At 55.9% G+C, this 18,690-nt stretch carries 15 protein-coding genes; 9 read left to right on the top strand and 6 right to left on the bottom strand.

Going from position 1 to position 18,690, the window contains the following annotated elements; genetic code table 11:
- Nucleotides 1-18 precede the first annotated feature (18 nt).
- From spoT to recG, 3 genes are read left to right on the top strand one after another with little or no spacing between them, the layout of a single operon-like run.
- On the top strand, nucleotides 19-2,130 hold the full coding sequence (spoT, locus tag FA91_RS18950; protein WP_034918328.1) for a bifunctional GTP diphosphokinase/guanosine-3',5'-bis pyrophosphate 3'-pyrophosphohydrolase: 2,112 nt from the start codon (nucleotides 19-21) through the stop codon (nucleotides 2,128-2,130).
- Between the two features lie 3 nt (nucleotides 2,131-2,133).
- A complete protein-coding gene (gene trmH / locus FA91_RS18945) occupies nucleotides 2,134-2,832 on the top strand; it encodes a tRNA (guanosine(18)-2'-O)-methyltransferase TrmH (protein ID WP_034918325.1) in 699 nt (232 codons plus the stop codon).
- Nucleotides 2,829-4,907: an ATP-dependent DNA helicase RecG gene (gene recG, locus FA91_RS18940; protein WP_034919578.1), complete on the top strand. Its 2,079-nt coding sequence runs from the start codon at nucleotides 2,829-2,831 to the stop codon at nucleotides 4,905-4,907. The genes trmH and recG overlap by 4 nt, the downstream gene beginning before the upstream one ends.
- Nucleotides 4,908-4,909: 2 nt before the next feature.
- Here recG and FA91_RS18935 read toward each other — a convergent pair whose 3' ends face one another.
- Nucleotides 4,910-5,143, bottom strand: coding sequence for a DUF2526 family protein (locus FA91_RS18935; protein ID WP_034918323.1), 234 nt, complete (start codon nucleotides 5,141-5,143; stop codon nucleotides 4,910-4,912).
- 148 nt (nucleotides 5,144-5,291) lie between these two features.
- Here FA91_RS18935 and FA91_RS18930 point away from each other — a divergent pair, with 148 nt between their 5' ends.
- The 3 genes from FA91_RS18930 to rluF all read left to right on the top strand — a co-directional run bounded on the left by FA91_RS18930 (nucleotide 5,292) and on the right by rluF (nucleotide 9,395).
- Nucleotides 5,292-6,671, top strand: coding sequence for a uracil-xanthine permease family protein (locus FA91_RS18930; protein WP_034918320.1), 1,380 nt, complete (start codon nucleotides 5,292-5,294; stop codon nucleotides 6,669-6,671).
- Between the two features lie 129 nt (nucleotides 6,672-6,800).
- Entirely contained in the window at nucleotides 6,801-8,483 is a 1,683-nt protein-coding gene (locus tag FA91_RS18925) for an AsmA family protein (protein WP_034918318.1), read from the top strand.
- A gap of 57 nt (nucleotides 8,484-8,540) precedes the next feature.
- Nucleotides 8,541-9,395, top strand: coding sequence for a 23S rRNA pseudouridine(2604) synthase RluF (gene rluF / locus FA91_RS18920; RefSeq protein ID WP_034918316.1), 855 nt, complete (start codon nucleotides 8,541-8,543; stop codon nucleotides 9,393-9,395).
- A 19-nt stretch (nucleotides 9,396-9,414) separates the two neighbouring features.
- On the opposite strand, the gene fabY is transcribed toward rluF, so the two are convergent.
- The 5 genes from fabY to typA all read right to left on the bottom strand — a co-directional run bounded on the left by fabY (nucleotide 9,415) and on the right by typA (nucleotide 14,250).
- Nucleotides 9,415-10,350 carry a fatty acid biosynthesis protein FabY gene (fabY, locus tag FA91_RS18915; protein ID WP_034918314.1) on the bottom strand — a complete coding sequence of 312 codons (936 nt, stop codon included), beginning with the start codon at nucleotides 10,348-10,350 and terminating at the stop codon, nucleotides 9,415-9,417.
- Nucleotides 10,351-10,381: 31 nt separating this feature from the next.
- Entirely contained in the window at nucleotides 10,382-10,819 is a 438-nt protein-coding gene (dtd, locus tag FA91_RS18910; RefSeq protein ID WP_034918311.1) for a D-aminoacyl-tRNA deacylase, read from the bottom strand.
- On the bottom strand, nucleotides 10,816-11,688 hold the full coding sequence (locus tag FA91_RS18905; protein WP_034918310.1) for a virulence factor BrkB family protein: 873 nt from the start codon (nucleotides 11,686-11,688) through the stop codon (nucleotides 10,816-10,818). Before FA91_RS18905 ends, dtd begins: the two co-directional genes overlap by 4 nt.
- 2 nt (nucleotides 11,689-11,690) lie before the next feature.
- Nucleotides 11,691-12,287, bottom strand: a complete 597-nt coding sequence (gene yihX, locus FA91_RS18900; protein WP_034918307.1) for a glucose-1-phosphatase — start codon at nucleotides 12,285-12,287, stop codon at nucleotides 11,691-11,693.
- Between the two features lie 139 nt (nucleotides 12,288-12,426).
- Entirely contained in the window at nucleotides 12,427-14,250 is a 1,824-nt protein-coding gene (gene typA / locus FA91_RS18895) for a ribosome-dependent GTPase TypA (RefSeq protein ID WP_034918304.1), read from the bottom strand.
- Between the two features lie 401 nt (nucleotides 14,251-14,651).
- Between typA and glnA the strand changes: the two genes are divergently transcribed.
- The 3 genes from glnA (at nucleotide 14,652) to glnG (ending at nucleotide 18,682) form a co-directional block, all read left to right on the top strand.
- Nucleotides 14,652-16,061 carry a glutamate--ammonia ligase gene (glnA, locus tag FA91_RS18890; protein ID WP_034918301.1) on the top strand — a complete coding sequence of 470 codons (1,410 nt, stop codon included), beginning with the start codon at nucleotides 14,652-14,654 and terminating at the stop codon, nucleotides 16,059-16,061.
- 153 nt (nucleotides 16,062-16,214) lie between these two features.
- Nucleotides 16,215-17,264: a nitrogen regulation protein NR(II) gene (gene glnL, locus FA91_RS18885; protein WP_034918299.1), complete on the top strand. Its 1,050-nt coding sequence runs from the start codon at nucleotides 16,215-16,217 to the stop codon at nucleotides 17,262-17,264.
- An 8-nt stretch (nucleotides 17,265-17,272) separates the two neighbouring features.
- Nucleotides 17,273-18,682 carry a nitrogen regulation protein NR(I) gene (glnG, locus tag FA91_RS18880; protein WP_034918298.1) on the top strand — a complete coding sequence of 470 codons (1,410 nt, stop codon included), beginning with the start codon at nucleotides 17,273-17,275 and terminating at the stop codon, nucleotides 18,680-18,682.
- Nucleotides 18,683-18,690 lie beyond the last annotated feature (8 nt).

Below are 18,690 nucleotides of genomic sequence, written 5' to 3'. Positions count from 1 at the left end.
TAGCACGAAGGCGCGCCCTTGTATCTGTTTGAAAGCCTTAATCAGCTGATTGAAAAGTACTTGCCTGAGGAGCAGATAAAGCGCCTCAAGCAGGCCTACCTTGTCGCACGTGATGCCCACGAGGGACAGACGCGCTCCAGCGGTGAGCCTTATATCACCCATCCGGTTGCCGTCGCCAGTATCCTTGCGGAAATGAAGCTCGACTATGAAACGCTCATGGCCGCGCTTCTGCATGATGTGATTGAAGATACCCCTGCAACCTACCAGGACATGGAACAGCTTTTTGGCAGAAGCGTTGCCGAACTGGTCGAAGGCGTTTCCAAGCTCGATAAGCTGAAGTTTCGCGACAAAAAAGAAGCGCAGGCGGAAAACTTCCGCAAGATGATTATGGCGATGGTGCAGGATATCCGCGTCATCCTTATCAAGCTGGCAGACCGGACGCACAATATGCGTACGCTTGGCGCGTTGCGACCGGACAAGCGCCGTCGTATCGCGTTAGAAACGCTGGAAATTTACAGCCCGCTGGCCCATCGACTGGGTATTCATCACCTCAAGACAGAGCTGGAAGAGCTGGGTTTTGAAGCCCTTTATCCCAATCGTTACCGCGTTATTAAAGAAGTGGTGAAAGCCGCGCGCGGCAACCGTAAAGAGATGATCCAAAAAATCCTCTCTGAAATCGACGGTCGTTTGCAGGAGGCGGGGATCCCCTGTCGCGTTAGCGGTAGGGAGAAACATCTCTACTCTATCTACTGCAAAATGCACCTGAAAGAGCAGCGCTTCCATTCGATTATGGATATTTATGCTTTTCGGGTCATCGTAAGCGATGTGGATACCTGCTATCGCGTGCTGGGTCAGATGCACAGCCTTTACAAGCCGCGTCCGGGCCGCGTTAAAGACTATATTGCCATTCCCAAAGCCAACGGCTATCAGTCGCTCCATACATCAATGATTGGCCCGCACGGCGTACCGGTTGAAGTTCAGATCCGCACGGAAGATATGGATCAGATGGCGGAAATGGGCGTGGCGGCGCACTGGGCTTACAAAGAGCAGGGCGAGAGCGGCACTACCGCGCAGATCCGGGCTCAGCGCTGGCTGCAAAGCCTGCTGGAACTTCAGCAAAGCGCCGGAAGCTCCTTTGAATTTATTGAGAGCGTTAAATCCGATCTGTTTCCGGATGAGATTTACGTTTTTACCCCCGAAGGCCGCATCGTCGAGCTGCCTGCCGGCGCCACGCCGGTGGACTTTGCCTACGCGGTGCACACCGATATCGGGCATGCCTGCGTCGGCGCACGCGTCGATCGGCAACCTTACCCGCTATCGCAGCCGTTAACCAGCGGGCAAACCATTGAAGTGATCACCGCGCCGGGCGCCCGCCCCAACGCGGCATGGCTCAACTTTGTGGTCAGTTCGAAAGCGCGCGCCAAAATTCGCCAGCTGTTGAAAAACCTTAAGCGCGACGACTCGGTCAGTCTGGGGCGCCGTCTGCTCAACCATGCGCTTGGCGGCAGCCGCAAGCTGGCAGAAATTCCACCGGAAAATATTCAGCACGAGCTGGCCCGCATGAAGCTGGCGACGCTGGACGATCTGCTGGCAGAGATCGGCCTCGGCAACGCGATGAGTGTCGTTATTGCGAAAAATCTGCAACAGAGCGACGTTGAGGCGCAGCTTTCACCGTCGTCCTCCCGCAGCAAGCTGCCGATAAAAGGCGCCGACGGCGTGCTGATCACCTTTGCCAAATGCTGTCGTCCCATTCCCGGCGACCCGATTGTCGCTCATGTCAGTCCCGGTAAGGGGCTGGTGGTGCATCACGAATCCTGCCGTAACATTCGTGGCTATCAAAAAGAGCCAGAGAAGTTTATGGCCGTCGAATGGGATAAGGTGACCGAGCAGGAGTTCGTGGCGGAGATCAAGGTGGACATGTTTAACCATCAGGGCGCGCTGGCTAACCTGACGGCGGCAATTAATACTGCGGGCTCTAATATTCAGAGCCTGAATACGGAAGAGAAAGACGGCCGCGTTTACAGCGCCTTCATCCGTCTGACCGCCCGCGATCGCGTCCATCTGGCGAATATTATGCGCAAAATTCGCGTAATGCCGGATGTGATAAAAGTTCATCGTAATCGTAATTAGCGCATGAACGCCCAACGCTTTGCGCGCATCCTTGAAATGCTGGCCGCCCGCCAGCATGACCTCACCGTCTGCATGGAGCAGGTGCACAAGCCTCACAATGTTTCCGCCGTTATTCGTACGGCGGATGCCGTTGGCGTTCATCAGGTACATGCGGTCTGGCCCGGCAGCCGAATGCGCACGCGGGCTTCCTCGGCGGCGGGCAGCAACAGCTGGGTAGAGGTCAAAACGCACCGCTGCATTGAAGATGCCGCCGGTTTTTTTAAAAACCAAAACATGCAGATTCTGGCAACGCATCTCTCTGATAAGGCCGTTGATTTCCGCGAAATTGATTATACCCGCCCTACCTGCATTCTCCTTGGTCAGGAAAAATTTGGTATTACTCCTCGGGCGCTTGAACTGGCCGATCGTGAAATTGTGATCCCCATGGTGGGTATGGTGCAGTCCCTTAACGTCTCCGTGGCCTGCGCGCTGATTTTGTACGAAGCCCAGCGCCAACGGCAAAATGCGGGCATGTATCAACGCCAGACCAGCACGCTGCCGCGCGATGAGCAGCAGCGCCTGCTGTTTGAAGGAGGCTATCCGGTTCTGGCGCGCGTGGCGAAACACAAAGGGTTGCCACGACCAGAAATCAGCGATACAGGCGAGGTCATCGCCGACGCGGACTGGTGGGCAACAATGCAGTCATCGGTGCGAAAAAAATGAACGGCCGCCTGCTGGATGCCGTGCCGCTGACGTCGCTTTCCGGCGTTGGCGCAAGCCAGGCAGGAAAGCTGGCGAAGCTGGGGCTGGCCACCGTTCAGGATCTGTTATTACACCTGCCGCTGCGCTATGAAGACCGCACCCGCCTGTACACCATCAACGATCTGCTGCCTGACGTTTACGCCACCGTCGAAGGTGAAGTGCTGCACAGCGATATCTCTTTTGGTCGCCGCCGCATGCTGACCTGTCAGATAAGTGACGGCAGCGGCATTCTGACGTTACGCTTTTTCAATTTCAATGCGGGAATGAAAAACAGCCTCTCTCCGGGCCGCCGCGTCATCGCCTGGGGTGAAATCAAGCGCGGCCAGCGCGGTGCTGAAATTATCCATCCTGAATATCGCGTGCAGGATGACAACAGCACGCCTGAACTACAGGAGACGCTGACGCCCGTTTATCCCACCACGGAAGGCATTCGTCAGGCGACGCTGCGTAATCTTACCGATCAGGCGCTTGTATTGTTAGAAACCTGCGCCATTGCCGAACTGCTGCCGCCAGAGATGAGTCACGGTATGATAAGCCTGCCGGAGGCGCTGCGTACGCTTCATCGTCCGCCGCCGGATATCGCGCTGGCCGATCTCGAAGGCGGAAAACATCCCGCACAGCGACGTCTGATTATGGAAGAGCTACTGGCGCATAACCTCAGTATGCTTGCCGTTCGCGCTGGCGCGCAGCGTTATCACGCGCTGCCGATGAGTGCGCGCAACGATCTGAGCGACAAACTGTTGGCTTCCCTTCCCTTCCGGCCCACCGGCGCGCAGACCCGTGTGGTCCGTGAGATCGAAGAGGATTTAGCCCATGACTATCCCATGATGCGTCTGGTTCAGGGCGATGTAGGCTCAGGTAAAACGCTGGTGGCGGCTCTGGCCGCCCTGAAAGTCATTGCCTGGGGTAAGCAGGTGGCGCTGATGGCGCCCACCGAACTCCTGGCGGAACAGCACGCCAGTAACTTCCGCCAGTGGTTTGCGCCGTTAGGGCTTGAGGTGGGCTGGCTTGCCGGTAAGCAGAAAGGTAAAGCGCGACAGGCCCAGCAGGAGGCGATCGCATCAGGCCGGGTGTCGATGATTGTTGGCACCCATGCCATTTTTCAGGAACAGGTGCAGTTTAACGGCCTGGCGCTGGTGATTATTGATGAGCAGCACCGCTTTGGCGTGCATCAACGTCTGGCGCTGTGGGAGAAGGGTGAAGAGCAGGGTTTTCATCCGCACCAGTTGATCATGACCGCCACGCCTATCCCCCGCACGCTGGCAATGACCGCCTATGCCGATCTGGATACGTCAACCATTGACGAACTGCCGCCGGGTCGCACGCCGGTGACCACCGTGGCCATTCCCGATACGCGGCGGGGAGAAATTATCGATCGGGTGAAAAGCGCCTGTGGCGCAGGTCGTCAGGCCTATTGGGTTTGCACGCTGATTGAAGAGTCTGAACAGCTTGAGGCGCAGGCCGCGGAAGCCACCCGGGAAGAGCTTAAGCTCGCGCTCCCTGAACTTCAGGTTGGATTAGTGCACGGCCGCATGAAACCTGCCGAGAAGCAGGCGGTTATGCAGGCCTTTAAGGCAGGTGAGACGCATCTGCTGGTGGCAACCACGGTGATTGAAGTGGGTGTGGATGTCCCGAACGCCAGCCTGATGATTATCGAGAACCCGGAGCGCCTTGGACTGGCGCAGCTCCATCAGCTACGTGGCCGCGTGGGGCGCGGTTCCGTCGCATCGCATTGCGTATTGTTGTATAAAGCGCCGTTGAGCAAAACCGCGCAAAAACGTCTTCAGGTGCTCCGCGACAGTAACGACGGATTTGTTATCGCGCAATGCGATTTGGAAATCCGCGGCCCCGGCGAGCTGTTGGGCACGCGTCAGACCGGTAGCGCCGCTTTTCGCGTCGCCGATCTGCTGCGCGATGCGGCGATGATCCCTGAAGTGCAGCGCGTGGCGCGTCATATTCACCAGCGCTACCCTGAGCAGGCGCAGGCGCTGATTGAGCGCTGGCTACCGGAAACCGAACGCTATACCAATGCCTGATCTCAGGTGATGATTCCGCCCTGCGTCAGCCACCGCCTGCGCTGCTCGGCCAACTCTTCCTTTTCCGTGCTGTGCTTAAATACGGCAACGCGCAGGCGCTGTTGCTGCGCGTAGCGATCTTCGCGCGACAGCGCTTTGTCCTCGCTCAACTCACACAGTAGCGTGTTCATCTGCGGAATAACGTTCTTCACGATTGATTCATCAACGCGAGCGACAACCTCTGCAAGGTGATCCATATTGTTACTCCTTTTGTACTGGTCAGTTAAATACTATAGCCCGCTAAACATGCCGCGCGAAGCCTGAGAAATATTCAGGTGAGCAAACGATTGCTTTTTGCGCCTGCGCGATTAGAATCCCCACTTTGTTCACCAGGGAACCGTGAAAATGTCCGTGAATAACCCCGACGCCGGGCTGCAACGCCGCGCCACTCAAAGCGAATTGATCTATCGTCTGGAAGACCGCCCGCCGCTGCCGCAAACCCTTTTCGCCGCCTGCCAGCACCTGCTGGCGATGTTTGTTGCGGTCATTACGCCAGCGCTGCTGATTTGCCAGGCGCTCGGCCTGCCCGCGCAGGATACGCAGCACATTATCAGTATGTCGCTGTTTGCTTCCGGCGTGGCGTCCATTTTGCAGATCAAGACGTGGGGACCAATAGGCTCCGGACTCCTGTCGATTCAGGGCACCAGCTTTAACTTTGTTACGCCACTGATCATGGGTGGGATGGCGTTGAAAAACGGCGGCGCAGATGTACCGACCATGATGGCGGCACTGTTCGGCACGCTGATGCTGGCCTCCTGTACCGAAATGCTGCTCTCACGCGTGCTTCATCTGGCGCGGCGCGTCATTACGCCGCTGGTGTCAGGCATCGTGGTGATGATCATTGGCCTGTCGCTGATTCAGGTCGGGCTGACCTCCATCGGCGGCGGTTTTGCCGCAATGAACGATCACACCTTCGGCGCGCCGAAAAATCTGCTGCTGGCGGGCGCGGTGCTGCTGGTCATTATTCTGCTTAACCGTCAGCGCAACCCTTACCTGCGCGTGGCCTCGCTGGTGATCGCGATGGCGGTAGGCTATCTGCTGGCCTGGGCGCTAGATATGCTGCCGGAAAATACCACAGCCATGAATCAGTCACTGATAACGATTCCGACACCCTTCTATTATGGGCTCGGCATTGACTGGAATCTGCTGATCCCGCTGATGCTGGTATTTATGGTGACCTCACTGGAAACCATTGGCGACATTACCGCCACCTCCGATGTGTCTGAACAACCGGTCAGCGGCCCGCTTTATATGGCGCGGCTGAAGGGCGGCGTGCTGGCTAATGGCCTGAACTCATGTGTCTCTGCGCTGTTTAACACCTTCCCCAACTCCTGTTTCGGACAGAACAATGGCGTGATCCAGCTCACCGGCGTTGCCAGCCGCTACGTTGGTTTCGTAGTGGCGCTGATGCTGATCGTGCTGGGTCTGTTTCCGGCGGTCAGCGGATTCGTTCAGCATATTCCTGAACCCGTGCTGGGCGGCGCGACAATTGTGATGTTCGGCACCATCGCCGCTTCCGGCGTACGTATTGTGTCGCGCGAGCCGCTCAATCGTCGGGCTATTATGATTATCGCCCTTTCGCTGGCGGTAGGGCTTGGCGTGTCTCAACAGCCGCTGATTTTGCAGTTTGCCCCTGACTGGCTGAAAACGCTGCTCTCCTCCGGCATTGCGGCTGGCGGCATCACCGCCATCATTCTGAATCTGCTCTTTCCGCAGGAAAAATAAACGCTTCCTGTGTCATCCTGTCAGTCTGCGTCGGGCGTTTTTCGAAGCGTCCGCACTGACTGGCGGTTGAGCTTCGTCATTAAATCAGGCATAACAACACACTGACGAACGCTCATAGGGAAAGGTGCAATGAAATTACTCGGAAAAATTCTGCTCTCGCTGCTGCTGTTAATCCTGCTGGCGATCGTGATTTTCTATTTCCTGCTGCAAACGCAGTGGGGCGCGGGCTGGATAAGCCGTGCCGTCAGCAAGCACACGCCCTATCAGCTTACCTTTAGTAAGCTGGAGCATAACTTTTCCGATCCTGCGCATCTGATCTTCAATAACGTCTCATTTGGCCGTGAGGGCCAGGCCGCAACGGTTACCGCCCGGCGCGTTGATTTAGGCGTGCGCGCCGCTCAGTTTACCGCGCCGCAGCGTTTCGGCAGCATCCTGCTGGAAAAAGGCACGCTGAATATCGATAACAACAGCGCGGGCCTGCCACTGGAGGCCGACCGGCTTCAGCTTAACCAGATGGCGGTAAATAATACGCACGGCGAACTGCCCTTCACCGCGCAGCGCGTTGACGGCGGCATCCTCGACTGGAAACCAGCCCGGGGCGATTTTATCGGTAACAGCGCGCGTTTTCAGATGAGCGCAGGCTCGCTGGACATCAGCGGCATTCCGGCCGCGAACGTGCTGATTCAGGGCAGCAAAACTCAGCAGCAGTTAGTCATCAGCAATCTGGGTGCGGACCTGGCGCTGGGCTCTGTCACCGGCAGCGCAATCCGTGACGCGCAGGGTCAGTGGCAGGTTTCGACTCTGCGTCTGAACAGCATTCGTCTGCAAAGCGAGAAATCGCTTTCCGCATTTCTGACGCCGATTTTCACCCTGCCCGCCGTGCATTTCGATCGCGTGGACGTCACCGATGCTCGCCTTGAGGGCGCAGACTGGGCGATTACCGATTTTGATATGGTGCTCAAAAATATCACCCTGCGCGATGGCGACTGGGAGAGCGACGACGGTTCGCTGTCAATGAATGCCAACGGCTTTGTGAACGGCGACTTCCAGCTCAACGATCCCATCGCCAATATGACCTTTTCGCGCGACGGCGTGGCGCTGACGCAGTTCAGTTCACGCTTCGCGGATGGTCTGGTGCGCACCACCGGAAAGTGGACGCGCAATGATAAAAAGCTGACGCTGGACGAAATGGCGATAGCCGGGCTGGAGTATACGCTGCCCCGCCAGTGGCGAGAACGCTGGATGGCGCGACTGCCGGACTGGCTTTCCGGCGTGGAAGTGACCAGGTTCGAAGCGAACCGTAATTTAATTATTGATATTAATCCGGACTTTCCGTTCCAGATGACCTCGCTGGAAGGCAGCGGCAGCAACCTGCTGCTGGCACATAATCACCAGTGGGGAATGGGAGCGGGCAGGCTCAGCCTGAACGCCGCACAGGCGACGTGGAATGGCGTTGATGTCCGTCATCCTTCCATTACGCTCAATGCAGAGGCGAACGCCATCAACGTCACGGAAATGAGCGCGTTTACCCGCCAGGGCATGATTGAGGGCGTGGCAACGCTGTCTCAGCAGCCGCAGCGGGCGCTGAACCTCTCGCTCAACGGCCGCCAGGTGCCGGTTAACCTGTTGCAAAACTGGGGCTGGCCGGCGTTACCGCTGGAGGGAAATGGCGATATGCAACTAAAAATCAACGCCAGCCTGGCCGCCGGAACGGCGCTGAGGCCAACGGTAAACGGCACGCTTTCAGTGACCGCCGGTGAGAAATCGCTCCAGCAAACCATGCAGGCGGGCCAGGTTGTCGGCGCGCGGTAATCTCCTGTTTTAAGCATCGTGGCGGTGAGGTATAGTCCGTTTTTTTACGGAGGTCTCATGCTGTCCACGCGTTTAAATAAATACATAAGCGAAAGCGGTATCTGCTCACGGCGCGATGCCGATCGCTATGTCGAACAGGGAAATGTTTTTATTAACGGCAAACGCGCCTCGGTGGGCGATCAGGTATTTGCCGGCGACGTGGTAAAGGTTAATGGTCAGTTGATTGAGCCGCGTAACGAAGAAGACCTGGTGCTCATTGCGCTGAATAAACCGGTTGGCGTGATCTGTACCACCGAAGAAAACGAACAGAACAACATCGTTGATTTTGTTAATCACAGCAAGCGCGTTTTCCCCATTGGTCGTCTGGATAAAGAGTCGCAGGGGCTGATCTTCCTGACCAACCACGGCGATTTGGTCAACAAAATCCTGCGCGCCGGTAATAACCACGAGAAAGAGTACGTGGTAACGGTGAATAAACCGGTAACCGATGAATTTATCCACGGACTGAGCGCGGGCGTGCCAATGCTGGGTACGGTGACAAAAAAATGCAAAGTGAGAAAAGAAGCGCCGTTCGCTTTCCGCATTACGCTGGTGCAGGGGCTCAACCGTCAGATCCGCCGCATGTGTAAGCACTTCGATTATGAAGTCACCAAACTTGAACGCACCCGCATCATGAACGTGAACCTGAAAGGTTTGCCACCGGGTGAATGGCGTGATTTAACCGACGACGAGTTGATTGAATTATTCAGGCTTACCGAGAACTCCTCCTCCGATGAGAAAACGGTGAAAAAGCCCAAAGCAAAGCCTGCAACAGCGAAGAAACCGGGCGCGCCTGCGCCTAAAGCAGCGGATAAATCAGGCGGCGCCCGCCAGCGCTTTAACCAGCCCGGACGCCGTAAAAAAGGGCGCTAAGCGCTGGCCACACGGCTCGTCAGCCCGATCCGCCCAGCTCCAGCGGGCCGTCCGGGTCGGCGGGCAGCACTATATAGACGCCCTCAAACACCGCGCCGCATACTTCATTGCCAAAAAGCTCCACCTCAAGCTGCACCCGTGCTTTGCGCCCACGCGCCAGCCGAGCCAGATCGCCGCTCAATGAGCCCAGGTCAGCAACCGCGCCCGGCTTGCCTGAAATGGGATGACTGTAGCGAATGTGCGCATCCGCAAGAATAATAGTGCCGCCAAGGTGCTGTTCGCGAAGCAGCAGCCAGATCAGCCCCCAGCCGGTTAGCGTGGCCAGCGAGAAAAGGCTGCCGGCAAACAGCGTGTGATTAGGATTCTGATTGCCCGTCTCCGGCATGGTGGTGATGAACTTTTTCCCGGTGTATTGCAGGATACGCACGCCCATCTTCTCGCTGAGCGGAATATGGTTGTACCACGCCTGCTGAAGCTGTCCGCACCAGTCGGCGCGATGCAGGATATCATCCAGCGTCATTACTGGTTTAATCATCAGGAAATGCCGCACCGGCGTGGTCTGCGGCGCGGTAATTTCACCCTCGTTGATGTAACCGAGCTTGCCAAAAAAATTGACGGCGTCCTCGCGCGCGCTGCACACCACGCGCTTGGCGCCTTCCTGCCGCGCGACGGATTCCAGCGTCATCGCTACCAGCGTGCCAAGCCCCTTGCCCTGCACCGAAGGATGCACCGCCAGAAAGCGAATGGCCGCTTCATTGTCCGCATTGATATATAAACGCCCGGCCGCGACAGGATCGCCGCGCTCGTCCACGACCATTTGGTGATGCGCCAGCGCATCCCAGGCGTCTCGTTCAGAGCCCATCGGCTGATGAAGCGGCTTTCGCAGCATTTCCCAGCGAAACTGATAGTAGGTATCCAGCTCTTCCGCTGTTTCAGGCACTCGAAGATGATACATAAACGCGTTCTCTCTTACTGAAGCCGCAGCTCTAAAGCTGAAGCCAGAAGGTTACCGGCCCGTCGTTAACCAGCGCAACCTGCATATCGGCAGCGAAGCGTCCGGTTTCTGTGGTTATCCCTTTTTCACGACAGCAGCCAACAAAATAGTCATATAAACGCGCCGCTTCGCCGGGCTCGGCGCCGCCGGAAAAGCCAGGCCGCATCCCTTTTTGTGTGTCGGCGGCAAGGGTGAACTGCGATACCACCAGCACGCTGCCTCCGATCTGTTGAACGTTAAGATTCATTTTGCCATTTTCGTCGCTGAAAATACGGTAGCCCAGTACCCGATCGCACAAACGCTGTGCTTTTTGCGCATCGTCGCCTTTTTCCACGCCTAACAAAATGAGCAAACCGGGGCCGATTTCCCCTGTTGTTTCTCCGGCAATCGTTACGCTTGCGTTCAGCGCGCGTTGAATTAAGGCAATCATCGTTCCGCGTCTTCCTTTTCCTGCTCTTGTTGCTTTAACAGGCGATAATCACCCAGCGTCGCCGCAATTTCTGCGCCCAACAGCACGATACACCAGGTCCAGTAGACCCAGAGAAACAGAATCGGGATCACCGCCAGCACACCGTAAATTAACTGATACGACGGAAACATCGTAACATAGAGTGCAAACCCCTTTTTTCCTAACTCAAACAGCAACCCGGCCACCAGTGCACCGATCAGCGCATCTTTCATTGGCACCTGCCTTGTCGGCACGATGCTGTAAAGCAGCCAGAAAGAGAGCCACGAGAGCAATAGCGGAAAGACGCGCAACCCGTATTCAATCAGCCAGCTGACGCCGGTTACCGACGCCCAGCGTAACGAAAGCAGATAAGAGCTTATCGCCAGGCTGGCCCCTGCCAGCAGCGGCCCCAGCGTGAGGATCATCCAGTAAACGGCAAAGGAGTAGACCAGCGGGCGTTTACGCTGGCTGCGCAGGATGGTGTTCAGCGCAGAGTCAATGGCGTACATCAGCAGCAGCGCGGTGATCACCAGCCCACAGGCGCCCACCGCCGTCATTTTGTTAACGTTCGCGACGAACTGCTCCAGGTAGCTCTGAATAATCGTCCCGGACGACGGCACAAAGTTGTTGAAGACGAAACGCTTAAGCTGAACGCTGACGTCTGAAAACACCGGGAAAGCCGCAAACAGCGCAAAGACTACCGCTACCAGCGGCACCAGCGACAGCAGAGAGACATAGGCGAGATTACCTGCGAGCATGGTCATGCCGTCTTCGTCAATGCGTTGCCAGAGGAGTTTTATCCACCCCCAAATGGCGCGGCAGCGATGCCGATAATGGTTGATGGCCCGCATAATCAGGAACGAGCGGCAAAAAACGCGGGAACCGTGTCGGCACTGGTTACATGGACGCTGTGAATACCGACCGCGCGAGCGCCTTCAATATTCTCAAGGTTGTCATCAAAGAAAATGGCCTGATTCGCCGCCACGCCCTCTTCATTTAAAACCTGCTGGTAAATACGCGTTTCCGGCTTGCGCATGCCCATCTCCTGTGAAAGATACACTTTATCCGCCGCGCGCTGCACTTCCGGATATTGTGAAGGCCAGAAACCGCAGTGTAAACGGTTAGTATTAGAGAGGATCACCACACGCTCGCCGCGGTTGCGCAGATCGTTCATCAGCGTAATCACATCGGGACGCACGCCGACAAAAACCGCCTGCCAGCCTGCGGAAAACTGTTCAAAGCTCAGCGCCAGATCGAGCGATTCACACATATTGGCTGCAAACGCTTCGTCGCTGATTTCGCCGCGCTCATGGCGATGAAAGTTTTCATCCATGGTAAAACGCGCGGTAAGCGTGGCGAGCGGCACACGACCCAGATCGCTCCAGACGCCGAGAACCCGGTTGAAATCAATATCAACAATGACGTTACCTAAATCAAAGATATACAGCATGGTCATCTCCTTTTGTGCCGGTGAGCTATTCACTCTAGCGTTAAAAGAGGAGACTGAACAGGTGAGGGATTTGAAAACTGCGAGGAAGCTTCCAGGCCGGATGAACACCGGCCTGGAAAAGAGCTGAGCAAAAAGAGGATTAGCTCTCTTTTGGCCCGCGGCTTGCGCGTTTACGATCGTTTTCCGTCAGGTGACGTTTACGAATACGCACGGACTGCGGCGTTACTTCGACCAGTTCGTCATCATCGATGAACTCGATAGCCTGCTCAAGCGTCATTTTGATGGCCGGAACCAGCGTGGTGGCTTCGTCTGTACCGGAAGCACGCATGTTGGTCAGTTTCTTACCGGTCAGACAGTTCACGGTCAGATCGTTGGAGCGTGAGTGAATACCGATGATCTGGCCTTCATACACTTCCGCGCCGTGTCCCAGGAACAGTTTGCCGCGATCCTGAAGGCTGTACAGGGCGAAGGCGACTGCTTTACCCTGGCCGTTGGAGATCAGCACGCCGTTCTGACGCTGGCCCACTTCGCCCTGACGAACGTCGTCATAATGGCTGAAGGTAGAGTACAGCAGGCCCGTACCGGAGGTCATGGTCATGAACTCGTTACGGAAGCCAATCAGACCACGGCTCGGGATAACGTAGTCGAGACGTACGCGACCTTTACCATCCGGATCCATGTTTTTCATGTCGGCTTTACGCTCGCCCATCGCCTGCATCACGGAACCCTGATGCTGCTCTTCGATATCCAGCGTAACGTTTTCGAATGGCTCCTGCTTGCGGCCTTCGAATTCACGGAAGATAACTTTCGGACGCGATACGGCCAGTTCGAAACCTTCACGGCGCATGTTTTCGATCAGTACCGACAGGTGCAGCTCGCCGCGACCTGATACGCGGAACGCGTCAGCATCTGACGTTTCTTCCACGCGCAGCGCCACGTTATGCACCAGCTCTTTGTTCAGACGGTCAAGGATCTGACGCGACGTCACGTACTTACCTTCTTTACCACAGAAAGGTGAGGTGTTGACGTTAAAGAACATGGTGACGGTAGGCTCATCAACGCTCAGCGCTGGCAGCGCCTCAACGTTCTGTGGATCACAGATCGTATCGGAGATGTTCAGTTCGCCCAGACCGGTGATAGCGATGATATCGCCCGCTTCGGCTTCGGTGGCGTCAATGCGCTCCAGGCCGAGGTGAGTCAGCACTTTACCGACTTTACCATTACGGGTTTTGCCTTCGCTGTCTACAACAGTAACCTGCTGATTCGGCTTAACTTTACCACGCTTAATGCGACCAATGCCGATTACGCCAACGTAGTTGTTGTAATCAAGCTGGGAAATCTGCATCTGGAACGGCGCATCCATTTCAACCTGCGGCGGTGAAACGTGCTCAATGATCGCCTCATACAGCGGGGTCATATCATCGGCCATATCATTATGATCCAGACCCGCGATACCGTTCAGGGCAGAGGCATAGATTACCGGGAAGTCGAGCTGCTCGTCGGTCGCGTCAAGGTTTACAAACAGGTCGAATACCTGATCGACAACCCAGTCCGGACGTGCGCCAGGACGGTCGACTTTGTTAATTACCACGATCGGCTTCAGACCATTAGCGAACGCTTTTTTGGTCACGAAACGGGTTTGCGGCATAGGGCCATCCATTGCATCCACAACCAGCAGCACCGAGTCAACCATCGACATCACGCGCTCCACCTCGCCGCCGAAGTCGGCGTGTCCGGGGGTATCCACGATATTGATGCGGTAGTCTTTCCAATTAATGGCGGTGTTTTTTGCGAGGATGGTAATCCCACGCTCTTTCTCCAAATCGTTGGAGTCCATTACGCGTTCGGTTGCTTCAGCGCGGGCATCAAACGTGCCGGACTGTTGCAGCAACTTATCAACCAAGGTGGTTTTACCATGGTCAACGTGGGCAATAATGGCGATGTTACGCAAATTTTCGATCACAGCTTTGCCTCAGGCATTAGAAATAGCGCGCTATTGTACACGGATTAATCGAAGGACTGAACAGGATCACAGATTTCAATTAAAGATAACTCTCAGGGTTGCTTTTTATGCCAATAACGGTGCAAAAAATGCACCTTAATGATAATTTGCACCATTATGGTGCCAACACCCTACCGCAAAGCACCATAATGGTGCGCGCCATCCATCGTGGTGCAGCTCTTCTTTAACAAGAGCGCGCATCATAGCGCTTTTCCGGGCAAATGAGAAAGTTGGCATAGATTTCGCTTTTATATTCTTAAGCCAGAAATGCAAGTTTCTACAACGGTTGATGACGTAGCAGAGATCTCCGCCATGAGGCTCTCTGAGCAACACGACACTGACAAAATCCAGGAGAGTTAAGTATGTCCGCTGAACACGTTCTGTCGATGATGAACGAGCATGAAGTCAAGTTTGTTGACCTGCGTTTTACCGACACTAAAGGTAAAGAGCAGCATGTGACCATTCCTGCACACCAGGTTAACGCTGACTTCTTCGAAGAAGGCAAAATGTTTGACGGCTCCTCAATTGGCGGCTGGAAAGGCATTAACGAATCAGACATGGTTCTGATGCCTGATGCGTCCACTGCGGTTATCGATCCGTTCTTCGAAGACGCTACGCTTATCATTCGCTGCGACATCCTTGAGCCTGGCACCATGCAGGGTTATGACCGCGATCCGCGCTCAATCGCCAAGCGCGCAGAAGATTTCCTGCGCTCATCAGGCATTGCAGATACCGTTCTTTTTGGACCAGAGCCTGAATTCTTCCTGTTTGACGACGTCCGCTTCGGCGCAACGACGTCGGGTTCGCACGTGGCTATCGACGATATCGAAGCAGCCTGGAACACCGGTAAAACGTATGAAGGCGGCAACAAAGGTCACCGTCCTGGCCTGAAAGGCGGCTACTTCCCGGTACCACCGGTCGACTCTTCTCAGGATATCCGTTCAGCCATGTGTCTAATCATGGAACAGATGGGTCTGGTGGTTGAAGCGCATCACCACGAAGTGGCAACGGCAGGTCAGAACGAAGTGGCTACCCGCTTCAACACTATGACCAAAAAAGCGGACGAAATTCAGATCTACAAATACGTTGTTCACAACGTTGCGCACGCCTGGGGCAAAACGGCCACCTTTATGCCAAAACCTATTTTTGGTGATAACGGTTCCGGCATGCACTGCCATATGTCACTTTCTAAAGATGGCAACAACCTGTTCGCAGGCGATAAATACGGCGGCCTGTCAGAAACGGCGCTGTTCTATATCGGCGGCGTGATCAAACATGCTAAAGCCATCAACGCGCTGGCTAACCCAACCACTAACTCCTACAAGCGTCTGGTGCCTGGATACGAAGCCCCGGTCATGCTGGCTTACTCCGCCCGTAACCGTTCTGCGTCAATCCGTATTCCTGTGGTTGCCAGCCCGAAAGCGCGCCGTATCGAAGCGCGTTTCCCTGACCCGGCGGCTAACCCATACCTGGCGTTCTCTGCACTGCTGATGGCTGGCCTGGACGGCATCATCAACAAGATCCACCCTGGCGATGCGATGGACAAAAACCTGTATGACCTGCCGCCGGAAGAAGAAGCAGAAATTCCAAAAGTAGCGGGTTCGCTGGAAGAAGCGTTGAATGCGCTGAACGAAGACCGTGAATTCCTGACGCGCGGCGGCGTATTCACCGATGACGCTATCGACGCCTATATCGATCTGCGTAAGGCCGAGATGGATCGCGTGCGTATGACGCCACATCCGGTTGAATTCGAACTCTACTACAGCGTTTAACCGCTCTCACCCGGCTTCCTGATATCAACGTGCCGGGAATTGTTGCCGTGGAAATTGCAGCCCATCTTCGGATGGGCTTTTTTCTCCACGCATCCGCCGTCCCGGAACGACTTTGGGACTATAATGCACTAAAAAAGTGCAGGGGAACGCTGTATGGCAACAGGCAAGCTGCCCGATGCTGGGCAGATCCTCAACTCTCTGATTAATAGCGTGCTGCTGGTTGACAGCGAACTGGTGGTTCACTTCGCCAATCCTGCGGCGCAGCAGTTACTGTCACAAAGCTCACGCAAGCTGTTTGGTACGCCGCTGCCGGAGCTGGTGGGCTACTTTTCGCTGAATATTGAGGTCATGCGCGAAAGTCTCAACGCCGGGCAGGGCTTTACCGACAGCGAAGTGACGCTGGTGGTCGACAGCCGGGCGCACATCATGTCACTTACCGCTCAACGCCTTGCTGACGGCTTTATTCTGCTGGAGATGGCGCCGATGGATAATCAGCGTCGACTCAGTCAGGAGCAGCTTCAGCATGCGCAGCAGGTCGCGGCGCGCGATCTGGTTCGCGGCCTGGCGCATGAAATTAAAAATCCATTGGGCGGCTTACGCGGCGCGGCGCAGCTTCTGGCGAAAGCGCTGCCCGATCCTTCGCTGACGGAATACACCAAAGTGATCATTGAACAGGCCGACCGCTTGCGTAACCTGGTCGATCGCCTGTTGGGACCGCAGCAGCCGGGCATGCACATTACCCAAAGCATTCATCAGGCCGCCGAGCGCGTGGTCAATCTGGTTTCAATGGAGCTGCCTGATAACGTCACGTTAATTCGTGATTACGATCCCAGCCTTCCCGAACTGCCGCACGATCCCGATCAGATTGAGCAGGTGCTGTTGAATATGGTGCGTAATGCGCTTCAGGCGCTCGGGGAAAACGGAGGAACCATTACGTTGCGCACCCGCACCGCTTTTCAGCTCACGCTGCACGGCACGCGTTATCGACTGGTTGCCCGCATTGATATTGAAGACAACGGGCCGGGCATTCCTTCGCAGCTTCAGGATACGTTGTTTTATCCAATGGTAAGCGGACGCGAAGGCGGAACCGGCCTGGGTCTGTCGATCGCGCGTAGCCTGATCGATCAGCACTCGGGAAAAATAGAATTTAACAGTTGGCCTGGCCATACCGAATTTTCGGTTTATCTGCCTATTCGTAAATAGAGGTTTCTATGCAACGAGGGATAGTTTGGATCGTCGATGACGATAGCTCCATTCGCTGGGTGCTCGAGCGTGCGCTCACAGGAGCCGGTTTAAGCTGTGTTACGTTTGACAGCGGTAACGAGGTGCTGGAAGCCCTCACCACCAAAACCCCAGACGTTTTACTTTCAGATATTCGTATGCCCGGCATGGACGGACTGGCGCTACTCAAACAGATCAAGCAGCGGCACCCGATGCTCCCGGTCATCATTATGACCGCGCACTCCGATCTTGATGCGGCAGTCAGCGCCTATCAACAAGGGGCGTTTGATTATCTGCCTAAACCCTTTGATATTGACGAAGCGGTGGCGCTGGTCGAACGCGCGATCAGCCATTATCAGGAGCAGCAGCAGCCGCGTAACCAGCCGGTCAGCGGCCCGACCGCCGACATCATTGGCGAAGCACCGGCGATGCAGGACGTATTTCGTATCATCGGCCGCCTTTCCCGCTCCTCCATCAGCGTGCTGATTAACGGCGAATCAGGCACCGGTAAGGAGCTGGTGGCGCATGCGCTGCATCGTCACAGTCCGCGCGGCAAGGCGCCCTTTATCGCGCTGAATATGGCCGCGATCCCGAAAGATTTAATTGAATCTGAGCTGTTCGGCCATGAAAAAGGCGCGTTCACCGGTGCGAATCAAATTCGTCAGGGTCGCTTTGAGCAGGCCGATGGCGGCACGCTGTTCCTTGATGAAATTGGCGATATGCCGCTCGATGTGCAAACACGACTGCTGCGCGTGCTGGCTGACGGTCAGTTCTATCGCGTTGGCGGCTATGCGCCGGTTAAAGTGGATGTGCGTATTATTGCTGCGACGCACCAGAATCTTGAACTGCGGGTGCAGGAAGGTAAATTCCGCGAGGATCTCTTTCACCGTCTGAACGTGATACGCGTTCACCTGCCTCCGCTGCGCGAACGCCGAGAAGATATCCCGCGCCTGGCGCGCTATTTTCTTCAGGTTGCCGCACGCGAACTGGGCGTGGAAGCAAAAATTCTGCATCCCGAAACCGAAAAGGCGCTCACGCGTCTGCACTGGTCGGGTAACGTTCGCCAGCTGGAAAATACCTGCCGCTGGCTGACGGTGATGGCCGCCGGGCAGGAGGTGCTGATTCAGGATCTGCCGCCAGAGCTGTTTGAAACGTCGACGCCTGACAGCCCGGTGCAGTCGCTGCCGGATAGTTGGGCAACGCTGCTGGCGCAGTGGGCCGATCGCGCGCTGCGTTCCGGTCATCAAAACCTGTTATCGGAAGCGCAGCCGGAAATGGAGCGTACGCTGTTAACGACGGCGCTTCGGCACACGCAGGGACACAAGCAGGAGGCGGCGCGCCTGCTTGGCTGGGGGCGCAACACGCTGACCCGCAAGCTGAAAGAGTTAGGAATGGAGTGATCGTTAAG

It is taken from the genome of Erwinia sp. 9145, assembly GCF_000745075.1.
Lineage (GTDB): Bacteria > Pseudomonadota > Gammaproteobacteria > Enterobacterales > Enterobacteriaceae > Erwinia > Erwinia oleae.
The sequence above is the reverse complement of the archived record's forward strand: the minus strand, read 5'-3'. Positions and strand labels throughout refer to the sequence as shown.